This window comes from Aquabacterium sp. G14, from assembly GCF_037482285.1.
GTDB lineage: Bacteria > Pseudomonadota > Gammaproteobacteria > Burkholderiales > Burkholderiaceae_C > Aquabacterium.
This window is the reverse complement of the sequence record NZ_JBBEYB010000013.1, coordinates 15,497-31,146: the sequence shown is the minus strand read 5'-3', so window position 1 is coordinate 31,146 and position 15,650 is coordinate 15,497. Positions and strand designations below refer to the sequence as shown.

Here is a 15,650-nt window from a genome sequence, read left to right as displayed (position 1 = left end):
GGTCCTTCTGAAGTTCAGTCCTGGGCCAGGCAGGTGGTGACGTTCCAGCCGTACAGCCACTCGATGGCGTCGTAGAAACGCTCGGGCGTGCGGCCCTTCCACAGGTCGTTGCGGATCAGGCGCTCGACCCCCTTGGCGTGGTACAGGCGGCCCATCTCACGGCCCGACAGCACGATGCGGCCGGTGCGCGGGATGCGCGAACGCTGGTAGTGGTCCAGGGCGGCGTCCCAGTCCTGGTTGTGCACGCGCAGGGCTTCGCCCAGGGTCACGGCGTCTTCCAGGGCCATGCAGGCGCCTTGGGCCATGTACTGCGTGGTCGGGTGGGCGGCGTCGCCCAGCAGGGTGGCGCGGCCAAAGGTCCATTGCGGTATGGGTTCGCGGTCGGCGGTGGCCCAGCGCTTCCAGGTCTTGGGCAGCTCGATCAGCTGGCGGGCCTTGGGGTCGATCCCCTGGAAGTAGCTTTCCACTTCTTCCTTGCTGCCTTCCTTGATGCCCCACTCTTCCTTTTCACGGCTGTGGAAGGTCACGACGATGTTGTACTGCTCGCCGCCACGCAGGGGGTAGTGCACCAGGTGGCAGTTCGGGCCGGCCCACAGGCTGGCGGCGTTCCACTTCAGCTCGTCGGGGAACTCGCTCTTGTCGACCACAGCGCGGTAGACCACATGGCCTGTCACCCGGGCTGGGTCGTTGACGTACTGGGTGCGCACCACGGACTTGACGCCATCGGCACCGATCAGGGCCGCGCCCTGCCACTGCTTGCCGTTCTGGTCGGTCACGGTCACGCCGTTGGTGTTTTGCTCGACCTTCTCGATGCGGGTGTTGGTGAAGAATTCGACGCGGCCAGTCTCCTTGGCGCCTTCCAGCAGCGACAGGTGGATGTCCACGCGGTGGATCACGGCGTAGGGGTTGCCGAAGCGCTTGCGGAAGTTCTCGTCGGTGGGGATCTTGCCGATCAGCTTGGCGTCCACGGCATCGTGCATCACCATGTAGTCGGTGAAGACGGCGCGCGAACGGGCCTTCTCGCCCACGCCCAGCGCGTCGAGCGCATGGAAGGCGTTGGGGCCGAGCTGGATGCCGGCGCCGATTTCGCCGATTTCAGGGGCCTGCTCAAACACCTGCACCTGGAAACCCTGGCGCACCAACGCCAGAGCAGCGGCCAAGCCGCCGATGCCACCGCCCGCCACCAGGACGGGGAGATTCGAAACCTTGTCGTTCATGTGCGCTCCTCATGGATCTCACGCTGATCATCAGCATACTGACAATCAGTATAGTGATTGATAGATTGTTGCAGATCAAGGAAAACCCTAGGTGCAGACCATAGGATGATCAGTTGGTCTCGCAGCGGCGTGAATATGTCGCGTTGAACGTGTTGTCAGGTGCGGGTGCCCGCACCTCAGCCCTGCAGGCACGAGCGTCCTTGCAGCCACAGCAGGCTGACCGCCAGCAAGGCCAGCCAGGCGCCTTGCCCGGCCACGCCGACATGGTCAAAGGCCCAGCCACTGACCAGTGGGCCCAGTGAGCCGCCCACGGTGTAGCCCGCGATCATCGCGGAGGTGCCGGCCAGCGCCGAGGAGTCGGCGAAGTCGTGCGCCACGCGGATCATGCTCAGGGTGTAGAGCGCGCCACCCATTGCACCCCACAAGGTCGCACAGACCCAGATCAACGCGGGCCACTGGGTGGCGAAGGCAAAGGCCACGCCGCTGAGCGCCAGCACGCTGGCCCCGAGGGCAAAGAGGCGGCGCGAGGCCACGTGGTCGGCCAGCCAGCCCAGCGGATACTGCAGCGCAAAGCTGCCCATGCCCAGGGCACCGGCAATCGAGGTGGCGGCCGCCAGGTTCAGCCCGATTTCCGAGCCATAGGCGGTGGTGATGGTGCCCAGGCCCACTTCGAAGACCCCGCCCACCACAGCCGCCCACACCAAGCAGGGCCGAAAACGCCAGGCCGCGATCAGGCCCATGGGCTCCCGGTCCTCGTGCATGGCTTTCAGCTGGCTCACGGCCGGCACCAGGGTCAGGCTCAGACCCAGCGCCAGGCCCGCGGCCGCCACCGCATTGGCCTGCAGTGGGCCCAGCCCCAGCATGCCCGGTAGGAAGGGGCCCAAGGCCATGCCGGCCCCCAAGATGGCCTGATAAAAGCCGGTCAGGCGCCCGCGGTGGGTGGCCGGCACGTTGTGCGCAATCAGCGCCTCGGTGGCGTTCCACGCGGCGGCGGCGCCCACACCGCTCATCAGGCCCAGGGCGCACCACAGCGCGTAGCTGTCGGTCAGCAAATAGCCCAGGCAGGCGATCAGCTCCAGCCCCAGACCCAGCCGGTAAGCTCGCCCCACGCCGACTTTGGCAAACAGATGGGGCACCACCGGGATCAGCAGCGCAACGCTCACGAAGGACAGCATCGCAAAACTGCCAATGGCCGTGCTGCTGACGCCCGCCGTTTGCAGGCGCACGGCCAGCACCGGGTTGAGCAGGCTGAAACTCAGCACCACCAGCGCGGTGCCCATCATCACCCGCCACAGGCCCGCGGGCAGGGGCGGCAGTCCCAGCCGATGCACCTTATTTCAACCAGCCTTTGCGACGGAAGAACCAGAACGGCGTCACGATGGACAGCAGCATCAGGCACAGCGCCAGGGGGTAGCCCCACTTCTGGCTCAGCTCGGGCATGTACTGGAAGTTCATGCCGTAGATGCTGGCGATCAGTGTGGGTGGCAGCAATGCCACCGAAGCCACCGAGAAGATCTTGATGATCTTGTTCTGGTTGATGTTGATGAAACCGACCGTGGCGTCCATCAGGAAGTTGATCTTGTCGAACAGGAAGGCCGTGTGGCTGTCGAGCGAGTCGATGTCGCGCAGGATCTGGCGGGCTTCCTCGAACTGGTCGGCGTTGAGCATGCGCGCGCGCATCATGAAGCTCACCGCGCGGCGCGTGTCCATCACATTGCGGCGGATGCGCCCATTCAAGTCTTCCTGGCGTGCAATCGCCGCCAGCGCCTCGCCGGCGGCCTGGTCGTGCACCTCGTCTTTCAGCACGCGGCGACTGACCTTTTCCAGATCATCGTAGATGCCCTCCAGCGTGTCGGCCGAGTACTCCGCATCGGCGTCGTACAGCTTGAGCAGCACGTCCTTGGCGTCCTCGATCAGGGCGGGGATGCGGCGCGCGCGCATGCGCAGCAGGCGGAACACCGGCAGGTCTTCACGGTGAACCGAAAACAGCACGTTGTCGTGGAGGATGAAGGCCACCCGCACGTTGCGCGGGGCTTCGTCATCGTCGATCAAAAAGTCGGAACGGATGTGGATCGCGCCGTCTTCTTCATAGAAGCGGGCCGATTCTTCCAGGTCGTCGTCGATGATGTCGGCCGGGATCACGAGGCCGAACTTCACGGCGATCCAGCTCTTTTCTTCCGGCGACGGGTCTTCCAGGTCGACCCAGACCGGGCGGGCGGTGGTCAGCCCGTCGAGGCTGTCGATTTCTTCCTGAAACAGCCGGCCGTTGGCCAGCGTGAACACGTTGAGCATGGGAACTCCAGCACAGGGGCGGCACGGCGCTCAAGGGCGTGCACGCTCGCAGGTCGAGGGATAGGGGGTGTCAAGGTTGCCGCCCCCTCCCGCGAGGCCCGCATCGAGATGCTGCCTGAGGCAGCCCGACGGGCCGCACCCGACGCCGCGTCCTGTTCAGGGCAGGGCAGGGCGGCCAGGTGGCTGGAGTGGGCGGTCACCGATGGGGACTGTCCAAGGTGATTGCTCCAAAGCGCCGATGAAATCGGCCATCGCGCCATTATCGCGCGCCGTTCTGCCTTGCGGGTGTTGCAATGCACCAAAAAAGTCCGCCCTGTGGTCGCGGTGTGATGGGAGTGGGCGGTGTAAGGTCACGGCCATGGCCCTTCCTTTCACTCGCCTCGATCTCAATCTGTTCCGCGTCATGGATGCCGTGTATGAGCATGGCGGCATCTCGGGCGCGGCGCGCCACCTGCACCTCAGCCAGCCCGCCGTCAGCCACGCCCTGGCCCGCTTGCGTCGCCTGTGGGGCGACCCGCTCTTCGTGCGCCAGGGCAACAGCATGGTGCCCACCGAGCTGACGCGCCGCGTGATCGGGGAGGTGCAGGCCCACCTGCGCGGCCTGCAGTCCCTGATGGCGCAGGCCGACAGCTTCGAGCCCGCCACCCTGGACATGACCCTGCGCGTGGGCATGCGCGACGTGCTCGAAGCCATTGCCTTGCCGCCCCTGATCGCGCGGCTGGCGCTGGAAGCCCCCCGCGTGAGCCTGACCAGCGTGCGCGTGCCCCGCGACGCGCTGGAGCGTACCCTCACCCTTGGCGAGGTGGACCTGGTGATCGACCGTCAGCGCCGGGTGGGTCCGCGCATCCGCGGCGAGCACCTGGCCGACGAAACCCTGGCCGTGTTGATGCACGCCGACCACCCGCTGGCCGGCGGCCCCGTCAGCCTGGACGATTACTTTGCCTGCCAGCACGTGATGGTGGCCCTGCAACCCGAGCGCCCCGACCCCTTGCAGCCGGTGTGGGCCGGCCTGGGCCGCGGCCCGCGCGAAGTCATCCTGCGCTGCCAGCATTACTTCGCCGCCGCCAACGTCGTCGCCCACAGCAGCGCCTTGCTGACCTTGCCACGTACTTACGCCGAAGGCCTGACGCGTGGCCTGCCGCTGGTGCTGCGCGAACTGCAGGCACCCATCCCGCCCATGGGCATCTGGATGTACTGGCATGCCGACCGCGAGGGCGACCCAGTGCACCGCTGGATGCGCACCTGTGTGGGCGAGGCGGCCTGCCAGGCCATGCGTGATGTGCATGACTTGCGATGAAAATTCATCATTTGATGCACAGCCTGGGGCGGCGTAGCATCGTTTCCCAGACCTCAGGAGACAGCCATGGACTTCCAGCCCAGTGAACGCGCAGCCCAGACCGCCCAACGTGTGCGGTCTTTCATCGACACACACATTGCGCCCATTGAGGCCGAGCACTGGGCCGGCATCCTCAAGCGCCGCCACGGCGGTGAATGGACCGAATGGCAGATCCCGCCGCGCGTCGAAGCCCTCAAGGCCAAGGCCCGCGAAGAAGGCCTGTGGAACCTCTTCCTGCCCGATGCCGAACTGGGCGCGGGCCTGAGCGTGCTCGACTACGCCTTCAGTGCCGAACAAACCGGCCGCTCCATGATGGCGCCCGAGATCTTCAACTGCAACGCGCCCGACTCCGGCAACATGGAGGTGATCTGGAAGTACGGCAACGCCGAGCAGAAAGAGAAATGGCTCAAGCCCCTGCTGGCCGGCGAGATCCGTTCTGTCTTCTTCATGACCGAGCCCGATGTGGCCTCGTCCGATGCCACTAACATGGCCGCGACCGCTGTGATCGACGGCGACCACATCGTCCTGAACGGCAAGAAGTGGTGGTCGTCCGGCGTGGGCGATCCGCGTTGCAAGATCGGCATCTTCATGGCCCTGACGCCCGACGAGAGCAAGGACCGCCACCACCAGCACTCCATGGTGCTGGTGCCCATGGACACCCCGGGCGTCGAGATCAAGCGCATGCTGCCCGTGTTCGGCGAGTACGACGAACCCCACGGCCACGGCGAGGTCCACTTCCACAACGTGCGCGTGCCCATTGGCAACTTCATCTCCGGCCCCGGCCGCGGCTTCGAGATCGCCCAGGGGCGCCTCGGCCCCGGCCGCATCCACCACTGCATGCGCTGCATTGGCGCCGCCGAAAAGTCGCTGGAGCTGGCGATCCAGCGCGGCCTGCAGCGCACCGCGTTCGGCAAGCCCCTGATCAACCTGGGCGGCAACCGCGAACGCCTGGCCGAGTGCCGCGTCGCCATCGACCAGGCTCGCCTGCTGACCCTGCAAGCCGCCTGGAAGATCGACACCCTGGGCGTGATGAGCGCGCTGACCGACGTGTCGGCCATCAAGGTGGTCGCACCCACGATGCTGCAAAACGTGGTGGACTTCGCCATCCAGATCCACGGCGGCGCCGGCGTCTCGCACGACACCCCGCTGACGATGTTCTTCAACCAGGCCCGCTCGTTGCGCCTGGCGGACGGTCCGGACGAGGTCCACAAGGGCATGATCGCCCGTCTGGAACTCAAGAAGTACGGGGTCAAGCACTGAGATGGGCGCCATCTACCTCGTGCGCCACGGCCAGGCCTCGTTTGGCAGTGACAACTACGACGCGCTCTCGCCGCTGGGCCACCAGCAGTCCGGCGTGGTCGGCCGGGCGTTGCGGGCGCGTGGGGTGCGGCCCGATGTCGTGTTCAGCGGCACCATGCAGCGCCACCGCGAGACCGCTGCGGGCGCCCTCGCCGCACTCGGGGTGAGCCTGCCGGTGCAGACCCTGCCTGGCGTCAACGAGTTCGATCACGAGAACGTCATCGAAGTGGCCGAGCCCCGCTACGCCCGCAAGGCCGTGATGATGGCCGACATGGCCGCCAGTGGCGATCCACGCCGGGCTTTCCAGAAGTTCTTTCAGGACGCGGTGAGCCGCTGGGTGGGCGGCAACCACGACGACGAGTACGCCGAGCCCTGGTCCGTCTTCAAGCTGCGCTGCGTCACAGCGCTGGACGAGTTGGTGCAGGCCACGCCGCCGAAAGGGCAGTCCGTGGTCTTCACCTCGGGCGGCACCATCAGTGTCATGTGTGCGCACCTGCTGGGTCTGAGCGACGCCCAAGCCTTCACCATCAACTGGACGCTGGCCAACACCGGCATCACCAAGATCGTCAGCGGTCGCGATGGCCTGCACCTGGTGTCGGTCAACGAGCACGCACATCTGGAAGGTGGCGAGCCGGGTCTGCTGACCTACCGTTGAACTGATCGCTGAATCGCCCTTGATTCGTGGGGTGGCCCTGCCCCGCCTGCGGGGGAGCCACGGCTCCCGGCGCTGACGCGTGCCAAGATGGCCGCTTCACAAAAAGGGAGCGAGGACATGCGTGCAGGCAAGATCGCAGCCGGGGTGCTGCTGGCGCTGGTGGCCGTCACGGGCGTGGGCCTGGCCCTGAGTTGGGCGCCCGACCGCCCGGTCGAAACCCTCACCGCACGCTGGGCCCCACCGCCCTCGCAGTTCATGCCCTTGCAAGGCATGCAGGTGCACCTGCGCGACGAGGGCCCCCGCACCGACCCACAGCCCATCGTGCTGCTGCACGGTACCTCGGCCAGCCTGCACACCTGGGACGGCTGGACGGAGGCCCTCAAAGGCCAGCGCCGCGTCATCCGCATGGACCTGCCTGGCTTCGGCCTCACCGGCCCCATGCCCGATGGCGACTACCGCCTCACCCGCTACGTGAGCTTCGTCATCGCCTTGCTCGACCAGTTGGGCGTGCAGCAGGCTGTGCTGGCGGGCAACTCCTTCGGAGGCAACCTGGCCTGGAAGATCGCGGTGGACCATCCCCAGCGCGTCAGCAAGCTGGTGCTGGTCGATGCGGCTGGCTACCCCTTCGATCCGGCTTCCATGCCAATCGGCTTCAAGATCGCACAGATCCCGGCCCTGCGGCCCATGATGGAGCACACCCTGCCGCGCCGCATGATCGAGTCGAGCGTGCGCAACGTTTACGGCGACCCGTCCAAGGTGACCCCCGAACTGGTCGACCGCTATCAAGAGCTCACCCTGCACTCCGGCAACCGCAGCGCATTGGTCGAACGCTTTCGCCAGAGCCCCAGTGGTGAGTTCACCGCGCAGATCCCGCAGGTCCGCCAGCCCACGCTCATCCTCTGGGGCGGCCAAGACCGCCTGATCCCGCCGGACAACGCCTTGCGTTTCCAGCGTGACATCGCCGGCAGTCGCCTCGTGATGTTCGACGCGCTGGGGCATGTGCCGCATGAAGAGGACCCGGAGCAGACCGTGGCCGCCGTGCAGGCCTTCCTCGTGCCGTGATCCGTATCAGGCGCATGGCGTGAGCCAGACCGCGTCGGTCAGGCCAACGTGGGCACCATGAAAAACGGCGCCCCGCGGGGCGCCGTGCTCACATCAGAGAGAGGTGCTTGCCTCAGGCGCACCCTCTCCACTCTCCAAGCTCAGTTCCCGCCGTCCTTGCCGTACAGCGGTGACCGAGGTCCGTAAAGCAAGCCATTGGGCATACCCGCCGACAGCAGACGCGAACTGGTGATGCCCGCCACATTGTGGGATGCATCCGTCACGTTGTTCATGATCTGCTTGACGATGGCAGCAACCAGCATGCCGGCCAGGCCGCCGCTGTTGTTGTTGCCTTCATCGTTGGACGCTGTGGCCCGGCCGCTCCAGAGCAGCGTGCCAGTGGCCAAGTCCACCAGACGAGCCTCGGCACTCACGATCGCAGCGCTACTGAGCACGGTATAGGTGCTGCCGTAGCGTGTCACCTTCATGTAAAGCGCAGCGTCCGCACCGAAGATTTCCTTGAGCTTGGCGGCAGGCACCTCGTGCATGTCTGCAGGCATGGTCAGGCCATTCTGGTGAAACGTTTCGTTCACCAGCGTCACGGGCATCACGTAGTAGCCGCTTTCGGCCAGCGGGTAGGTTGACTGAGCCAGCATGCTGAACGTCGCATTGACATCCGTGCTGTCGTTCAAGGGGGGCAGCACCAGAATCGATGCGGGCTTGGCCGCCCGGAAGGCGCTGTAGTCGGTTTTGACAGGGGCCGCACAGCCGGTCAGCAAGGCGGTTGCGGCAGCGGTTGCGGCCAGCATGGCGCGTTGAAAGGTGGCACCCACGATCAGCTCCGATTCTTCTTCATGTTGTTGATCAGGAAGTCGATGTACTTCGCCGATTCAGGGAACAAGGCCTTTTCCTGATTCCACGCTGCCACGGCCTGATCGGTGCGTCCTGTGTTGAGGTACAGCAAGCCCAGGTGGGCGTGATAGCCAGGTGGGACCTTGGCGCCTTTCGCGTTCGCCTCCTGAAGGCCCTTCTCCAGATCCAGAATCTGCTCTTCGGGCGACGATTTGCCATCGCTCTTCAGGTGAGCGTACACCTGGGGTTGATAGCCGTTCCAGCTGTAGAGCTGTTTGGGGCCAGCGCAGCCAGCCAGTGTGGCCAGCAGGCAAAGCGCGGCCAGCCCCTTGACGAGGGGTCGTTGCATCATGACCATCCTTTCGCCGTGGCTCAGCGACCAGCGCCAGGTTTGAAGGCGCCGGCATCGATGCCTTCACCCAGGCGATCCACCGCCTCGCGAATGGCCAAGTCCAACACCTTGCCGTTCAGGGTGGAGTCATAGCTGGCGGTCCCGCCGAAACCCACCACTTCGCGGTTCGACAGTTGGTATTCGCCAGCGCCTTGCACCGAGTAAACGACTTCCGAGGTGCGGGTGTTGACCACATTGAGGGTGACCTTGGCGTACGCCACCTGGGTCTTGCCCTTGCCCAGGATGCCGAACAACTGGTGATCGCCCACTTCCTTGCGACCAAACTCGGTCACATCACCGGTGACCACGAAATCGGCACCCTTGAGTTGCTGTGCGGCACCTTGGATGCTGGCTTCCTGCTTGATCTCGGCCATGTTGTCGCGGTCCAGCACGTTGAAGCGGTTGGTCTGCTGCAGGTGGCTGATCAGGATGGTCTTGGCCTGGCTGCCGAGGCGGTCCGTGCCGTCTGAGAACACACCACGCATGAAGCTGGAGCGGTTGTCGAACTTGCCGACGGCGATGGGTGCGCGGGCGCCGACATAGACACGCGTGGCTGCTTGGGTTTTCTGCACGACCAGGGCCTGAGACGACTCGGTGGCGCAACCGCTGAGCAACATGGGAGCAGAGATGACAGCCGTGAGTGCTGCCAGGCGGAACGAAGACTTCATGTGATATCCCTAGGTTGATCCATCCCTCCGATGACAAGAGGGGCAAAGCAGGATACTGCATCCGAGGACCTTCAGACACAGTGAGATACCACCAACTTAAACGGCGCCCCGCGGGGCGCCGTTGTCACGTCAGCTCAGGCAGAAAGCTGAGAGATCAGCCCTGTGCCTTCTTCTTCAAGCGCCATGCGTGCAGCAGCGGCTCGGTGTAGCCCGAAGGCTGTTCCTTGCCCTTGAACACCAGGTCCAGCGCAGCCTGGAACGCCGCACCGTTGGGGTTGGCCACCAGCGATTGATACAGCGGGTCACCGGCGTTTTGCTGGTCGACCACGGCAGCCATGCGGGTGAAAGTCTCGCGCACTTGCGCTTCGGTCACCACACCATGGTGCAGCCAGTTGGCCACGTGCTGGCTGGAGATACGCAGGGTCGCGCGGTCTTCCATCAGGCCCACGTTGTGGATGTCGGGCACCTTGGAGCAGCCCACGCCTTGGTCAATCCAGCGAACCACATAACCCAGGATGCCCTGGATGTTGTTGTCCAGCTCTTGCTGCTTCTCAGCGTCGGACCAGTTGGCGGCTGCCACCACGGGGATGGTCAGCAGCTTGTCCAGCAGGGATTGGGGATCTTCACCGTTTTGCTCGATGTCGGCCTGGATCGCGGCCACATTCACCTGGTGATAGTGGGTGGCGTGCAGGGTCGCAGCGGTCGGCGAAGGCGTCCAGGCGGTGTTGGCGCCAGCCTTGGGGTGAGCGATCTTCTGCTCCAGCATGCCGGCCATCAGGTCGGGCATGGCCCACATGCCCTTGCCGATCTGGGCGCGACCACGCAGGCCCATTTGCAGACCGATCAGCACGTTGCGACGCTCGTAAGCGGCAATCCAGGCGCTGTTCTTGATGTCGCCCTTGCGCATCATGGGGCCAGCCAGCATGGCGGTGTGCATTTCGTCGCCGGTGCGGTCCAGGAAGCCGGTGTTGATGAAGGCCACGCGGCTGGAAGCAGCTGCAATACAGGCCTTCAGGTTGGCCGAGGTGCGGCGCTCTTCGTCCATGATGCCCAGCTTCACGGTGCTGTCAGGCAAGCCCAGCAGTTGTTCCACGCGGGTGAACAGCTCTGCAGCGAAGGCCACTTCGGCAGGGCCGTGCATCTTGGGCTTCACGATGTAGACCGAGCCAGTACGCGAGTTGCGGATGGCCTGGCCGTTGATCTTGCCGTGGCCTTGCAGGTCGTGCAGGGCGATGGTGGTGGTGATCACGGCGTCCATGATGCCTTCGGGGATCTCTTTGCCCTCGGCGCCCCACAGGATGGCGGGGTTGGTCATCAGGTGACCCACGTTACGCACGAACATCAGCGAGCGGCCATGCAGCTTGACTTCGCCGCCGTTGGGGGCGGTGTACACGCGGTCGCCGTTCAGGGTACGGGTGAAAGTCTTGCCGCCCTTGGCCACTTCTTCGGCCAGGGTGCCCAGCTGAATGCCCAGCCAGTTGCTGTAGCCCAGCACCTTGTCTTCCGCGTCCACAGCGGCCACGGAGTCTTCCAGGTCCAAGATGGTGGACACGGCCGCTTCCAGCACCACATCGGCCACACCCGCAGCGTCGGTCTTGCCGATGTTGGTGTTGCGGTTGATCTGGATGTCCACGTGCATGCCGTTGTTCACCAACAGCACGCTGCTCGGATTGGCGGCATCGCCTTGGTAGCCCACCAGTTGCGCTGGGTTCTTCAGGCCCACGGTCTGGCCACCCACGGACACAGCCAGCTGACCATTGACGATGGCGTAGCCGGTGGAATCCTTGTGCGAAGCGCCTTCCAGCGGTGCAGCGGTGTCCAGGAAGTTGCGGGCCCAGGCGATGACCTTGTTGCCGCGCACCTCGTTGTAGCCGGGGCCCTTGGTGGCGCCACCGTCTTCAGAGATCGCGTCGGTGCCATACAGGGCGTCGTACAGGCTGCCCCAGCGGGCGTTGGCGGCGTTCAGGGCATAGCGGGCATTCAGGATGGGCACGACCAGCTGAGGACCGGCTTGCAGCGCCAACTCGGCGTCCACATTGGTCGTGGTGGCCTTCACATCGGCCGGCACGGGCACCAAGTAGCCGATCTTCTCCAGGTGCGCTTGGTAGGCTGCCATGTCCTGGATCGGGCCGGGGTTGGCGGTGTGCCAAGCATCCATTTCAGTCTGGATGCGGTCACGTTCGGCCAGCAAGGCGGCATTCTTGGGGGCCAGGTCGCTGACGATGGCGTCGAAGCCGGCCCAGAACTTGGCGCTGTCCACGCCGGTGCCAGGCAGCACCTTGTCTTCAATGAAACGGTAGAGCTCGGTGGCGACCTGAAGGCCGTGGACAGTGGTGCGTGCGGTCATGCAAACCTCGTCAAGATGGGGAAAAAGGTGATCGGACGGCAAGCGCGCGCCCCGGTTCGCGGGACGCACCCTTTGCAAGAAAGCCAGTTTATTCGATACTCCGCTGACTATTACCGCCCCGAAAAGTGATGGATTCATGACTTGAGTGCATGAATCCGGGGCTGGAGTGCAACGCATGGACCGCTTGAAGCAGATCGAAACCTTCGTGGCCGTGGCCACCAAAGGCAGCCTCACCGCCGCCGCCCAGGGCGAGGGCGTGGCGCCGGCCATCATCGGGCGTCGCATGGACGCCCTGGAGGCCCGCCTGGGGGTCAAGCTCTTGCTGCGCACCACGCGTCGCATCAGTCTGACCCATGAGGGTAGCGCCTTTCTGGAAGATTGTCAGCGTCTGATCACCGACTTCAACAACGCCGAGGCCAGCGTCTCGGCCGGGGGCGTGAAAGCCAGCGGTCACCTGCGCATCACCGCGCCGGCGGGCTTTGGCCGCCGGCACGTCGCCCCCCTGGTGCCCGGCTTCCTCGACCAGCACCCCGACGTCAGCCTCTCGCTCAACCTGTCCGACCGTGTGGTCGACCTCGTCAACGAAGGGTTTGACTGCGCCGTGCGCGTCGGCGACCTGCCCGACTCCAGTTTGGTCAGCGTGCGCCTAGCCGACAACCGGCGCCTGTGCGTGGCCACGCCGGCCTATCTGCAGCGCGCCGGCACCCCGCGTCACCCGTCGGAGCTGATGCGCCACGCCTGCCTGACGCTGAGCTCCGACGCCAGCCAGACCCGCGGCTGGGCCTTCGTGGTCGACGGCGAAGCCACCTACCTGCGGCCTGGTGCCCGGCTGGACTGCAGCGACGGCCAGGTGTTGCACGCCTGGTGTCTGCAGGGCCTGGGCCTGGCCTGGCGCAGCACCTGGGAGGTCGAACATGACATCGCTGCCGGCCGCCTGGTCAGCGTGCTCGACGAGTTCGCCGCACCGCCCAATGGCATCTATGCGGTCTTTGCCCAACGCAAACACCTGCCCTTGCGCCTGCGCCTGTGGATCGACTTCATCAAGCAGGCCTACGCCGACCCGGGGTATTGGCAGCGCGAGCAGGCGCCCGGGGCATGATGGCTTTAGGCTGATCTCTCTTTCCGCGCCTGAGGCGCATCTCACAGCTTCTTCACCGATGTTGCTCGAATCCCTGCTGGCTTACGCCCACTTTGTCGCCATTCTCAGCGTGGTGGTGTTCATCACCAGTGAAGCAGCCCTGTGTCGGGAGGAATGGCTGAACGCCGCGGTGGTGCGCCGTCTCGCCCGCGTCGACATCATTTACCTGGTGGCCGCCGTGGCCGTGCTGCTCACAGGGGTGGCGCGCACATGGTGGGGCATGAAGGGCGTGGACTGGTACTGGCAGCAGCCGCTGCTGCACCTCAAGCTGACCTTGTTCGTCGTGATCGCGGGCCTGTCGATTTCCCCGACGCTGGCGTTTCGCCGCTGGGTCAAGCAACTCGACACACACGGCACACTGCCCGACGCCACCGAAGTGCGCCGGGTGCGTCGCAGGGTCATGATCCAGGCGCACATCATGGTGCTGATCCCCTTGGCCGGCAGCCTGCTGGCGCGGGGGTTCTGGATGCGCTGAGTCCGTGGTCCGCGACAGAGGGGCGTGATCGCCCCTCCGTGCGTCACGCTGCCTTCACTGTGCGGCGGGCGCGGCAGCTGCGTCCTTTTCGCACTTCTTGACGAAGCTGTTCTTGGCCGCGCCCGCCAGCTTCTTCTCGGCGGCCTTGTTCAGGCAGGCTGCGCTGGCCGAACCGGCCGCATCTTTCTCGCACTTCTTGATGAAGCTGTTCTTGGCGGCGCCCGCCAGCTTCTTCTCAGCCGCCTTGGCTTCGCACGCAGCGTTGCCGGCATGGGCCAGGGTGGACAACAGGGCCAGGGTCACAGAAGCAATCAGGGTACGCATGTCAGGCTCCTCAATGGGGCAGGGTTCACGAACAAGCACTGCCATCGGCGGTGCGGACAATATCCAGCGGCCACGGTGGCAGCTCCGGACGCCACACTGACCCACTGCCAGCCTAACGTCACACCGCGACGCGCGGATGACGCGATGGTCATCACATGATCCGTCGCGGGTGCGCCAGCGCTTCGTGCGCCGCATGCAGACGCCGCACCAGCACCCGGATGAAGGCCTCGTCAAACAGGTGGCGGCAAGCCGGGCTCAACTGCATCATCACGTCTGGCGTGAAGGATATTGTTGTGGCCGGTTCCGTCACCACCACATCGGTGCTGTGGCGTCGCAAATCGGGGCTGGGTGCCAGGTAGGCCATCTCGCCCACCGACGTGCCGGCCCCCAGCAAGGCCACCCGCTTGTTGTCGCGATACACCTCGACCGTGCCCTGCGCCATGATGTGGAAGGTGCGCCCCTCCTCGCCCCGGCGGTACAGCGCGTGGCCAAACGGAAAGCGCTGCCATTTCGCGCGGTGCACCACCTCCCACAGCTCCACGTCGCCAAACTGGGTGAAAAAGTCCAGCGAGCGCAGCAGGTTGAAGCGCTCCGAGTCCAACACCCCTTGCAGGTGGCCACGCGGCACCTGATGGTCGGCGATCAGGCCCGACAGCGCCTGGGCAAACGCATCCCAGTTCGGGTAGCGCTCCTTCGGGTCTTTGGCCAGCGCCTTCAGCACCACTTGGTCGACCGCCGCATTCACCCCCGAGCGTTGTCCCGACAGTGGCGCTGGCTCGTGGTTGTAAATCTGGTTCATCAGCACCGCCTGCGACGATGCCTCGAACGGAGGGCGACCGGCGATCAGGTGGTACAGCACGGCACCCAGACCATAGATGTCGGCGCGGCAGTCCGGTACCTCGCCATCCAGCTGCTCCGGCGCCATGTAGGCCAGCGAGCCCACCTGGTGGATCTGGGTGGACTCGGCCGTCAGGTTCAGCACACTGCCGAAGTCGCTGATCTTGACGTCGGTCACGGCGCCTGCGTCGTTGACCAGGGCCAGGATATTGGCCGGCTTCACGTCGCGGTGGATCAGTCCCTGGCGGTACACATAACCCAACGCCATCGCGCACTTGAAGCCGATTTCCACCACCAGTTCCAGCGGCAGCAACTGATCGGGGCGGCAGAAGGTGCGCAGCGTCGTGCCCGGCACATACTCCATCACCACATAAGGGGACGACGGGTCGGGCACCGCGTCGTAGATGTGCACCACGTTCGGGTGCTGCAGGCGGCCCACCAGGGCGGCCTCGGCCGCAAAGAAGCGCGCGTACACCGGCCCATCGACCGCATCGCTCAGCGCCGACGAGCGCACCCGCTTGATCGCGACATCGCGGTCATGGAAGTCGTCCCGGCACAGGTAGACCTCGCTGGTGGCGCCTTCGCCCAGCTTCTTGATGATCCGGTACTTGCCGATCAAACCGGTGTTGAGGTCAATGTCCAGGTCGCCCATGCTCACCCACTGCTGCCATGTCTGCATCTTTCCACGTTCGGGGCCACTTCACCAGCCGAAAAGACCCGACAGGAGTGTGCAATTGTTCGCACATCATCGCATCCCCGCGGGAAGGCGGTCCGCCCC

Annotated in this window: 15 protein-coding genes; 6 read left to right on the top strand and 9 right to left on the bottom strand. The window is 65.2% G+C overall.

What is annotated here, in order from left to right:
* Nucleotides 1-14: 14 nt before the first annotated feature.
* From WIT60_RS13285 to corA, 3 genes are all read right to left on the bottom strand, one after another.
* Nucleotides 15-1,217 (bottom strand): 3-hydroxybenzoate 6-monooxygenase, encoded by a 1,203-nt coding sequence (locus WIT60_RS13285; RefSeq protein ID WP_339584376.1) that lies wholly within the window; start codon nucleotides 1,215-1,217, stop codon nucleotides 15-17.
* A gap of 176 nt (nucleotides 1,218-1,393) precedes the next feature.
* Nucleotides 1,394-2,548 carry an MFS transporter gene (locus WIT60_RS13280; protein ID WP_339584375.1) on the bottom strand — a complete coding sequence of 385 codons (1,155 nt, stop codon included), beginning with the start codon at nucleotides 2,546-2,548 and terminating at the stop codon, nucleotides 1,394-1,396.
* Nucleotide 2,549: 1 nt separating this feature from the next.
* The gene (gene corA / locus WIT60_RS13275) at nucleotides 2,550-3,509 is read right to left on the bottom strand and encodes a magnesium/cobalt transporter CorA (protein WP_320366676.1); all 960 of its coding nucleotides are present in this window, start codon (nucleotides 3,507-3,509) and stop codon (nucleotides 2,550-2,552) included.
* 358 nt (nucleotides 3,510-3,867) lie between these two features.
* Here corA and WIT60_RS13270 point away from each other — a divergent pair, with 358 nt between their 5' ends.
* The 4 genes from WIT60_RS13270 (at nucleotide 3,868) to WIT60_RS13255 (ending at nucleotide 7,861) form a co-directional block, all read left to right on the top strand.
* Nucleotides 3,868-4,806 (top strand): LysR family transcriptional regulator, encoded by a 939-nt coding sequence (locus WIT60_RS13270; protein ID WP_339584374.1) that lies wholly within the window; start codon nucleotides 3,868-3,870, stop codon nucleotides 4,804-4,806.
* Nucleotides 4,807-4,872: 66 nt separating this feature from the next.
* Nucleotides 4,873-6,105: an acyl-CoA dehydrogenase family protein gene (locus tag WIT60_RS13265; protein WP_339584373.1), complete on the top strand. Its 1,233-nt coding sequence runs from the start codon at nucleotides 4,873-4,875 to the stop codon at nucleotides 6,103-6,105.
* A gap of 1 nt (nucleotide 6,106) precedes the next feature.
* Complete coding sequence (locus WIT60_RS13260; protein WP_339584372.1) at nucleotides 6,107-6,799, top strand: histidine phosphatase family protein; 693 nt, start codon at nucleotides 6,107-6,109, stop codon at nucleotides 6,797-6,799.
* Nucleotides 6,800-6,916: 117 nt separating this feature from the next.
* On the top strand, nucleotides 6,917-7,861 hold the full coding sequence (locus WIT60_RS13255) for an alpha/beta fold hydrolase (RefSeq protein WP_339584371.1): 945 nt from the start codon (nucleotides 6,917-6,919) through the stop codon (nucleotides 7,859-7,861).
* A gap of 140 nt (nucleotides 7,862-8,001) precedes the next feature.
* Here WIT60_RS13255 and WIT60_RS13250 read toward each other — a convergent pair whose 3' ends face one another.
* The 4 genes from WIT60_RS13250 to WIT60_RS13235 all read right to left on the bottom strand — a co-directional run bounded on the left by WIT60_RS13250 (nucleotide 8,002) and on the right by WIT60_RS13235 (nucleotide 12,098).
* Nucleotides 8,002-8,649 (bottom strand): DUF799 domain-containing protein, encoded by a 648-nt coding sequence (locus tag WIT60_RS13250; protein ID WP_339584417.1) that lies wholly within the window; start codon nucleotides 8,647-8,649, stop codon nucleotides 8,002-8,004.
* A gap of 26 nt (nucleotides 8,650-8,675) precedes the next feature.
* Nucleotides 8,676-9,041, bottom strand: coding sequence for a DUF4810 domain-containing protein (locus WIT60_RS13245; RefSeq protein ID WP_445207701.1), 366 nt, complete (start codon nucleotides 9,039-9,041; stop codon nucleotides 8,676-8,678).
* Between the two features lie 23 nt (nucleotides 9,042-9,064).
* A complete protein-coding gene (locus WIT60_RS13240) occupies nucleotides 9,065-9,751 on the bottom strand; it encodes a CsgG/HfaB family protein (protein WP_339584369.1) in 687 nt (228 codons plus the stop codon).
* 154 nt (nucleotides 9,752-9,905) lie between these two features.
* A complete protein-coding gene (locus tag WIT60_RS13235) occupies nucleotides 9,906-12,098 on the bottom strand; it encodes a malate synthase G (RefSeq protein ID WP_339584368.1) in 2,193 nt (730 codons plus the stop codon).
* Nucleotides 12,099-12,273: 175 nt separating this feature from the next.
* On the opposite strand from WIT60_RS13235, the gene WIT60_RS13230 reads away from it, so the two are divergent.
* Together WIT60_RS13230 and WIT60_RS13225 are read left to right on the top strand one after the other, a co-directional pair.
* The gene (locus WIT60_RS13230; protein ID WP_339584367.1) at nucleotides 12,274-13,197 is read left to right on the top strand and encodes a LysR family transcriptional regulator; all 924 of its coding nucleotides are present in this window, start codon (nucleotides 12,274-12,276) and stop codon (nucleotides 13,195-13,197) included.
* 58 nt (nucleotides 13,198-13,255) lie between these two features.
* Complete coding sequence (locus tag WIT60_RS13225) at nucleotides 13,256-13,711, top strand: DUF2214 family protein (protein ID WP_339584366.1); 456 nt, start codon at nucleotides 13,256-13,258, stop codon at nucleotides 13,709-13,711.
* A 54-nt stretch (nucleotides 13,712-13,765) separates the two neighbouring features.
* Here the strand turns inward: WIT60_RS13225 and WIT60_RS13220 are convergent, their stop codons facing one another.
* A complete protein-coding gene (locus WIT60_RS13220) occupies nucleotides 13,766-14,035 on the bottom strand; it encodes a hypothetical protein (protein WP_339584365.1) in 270 nt (89 codons plus the stop codon).
* Between the two features lie 151 nt (nucleotides 14,036-14,186).
* Nucleotides 14,187-15,551 carry a protein kinase domain-containing protein gene (locus WIT60_RS13215; protein WP_339584364.1) on the bottom strand — a complete coding sequence of 455 codons (1,365 nt, stop codon included), beginning with the start codon at nucleotides 15,549-15,551 and terminating at the stop codon, nucleotides 14,187-14,189.
* Nucleotides 15,552-15,650 lie beyond the last annotated feature (99 nt).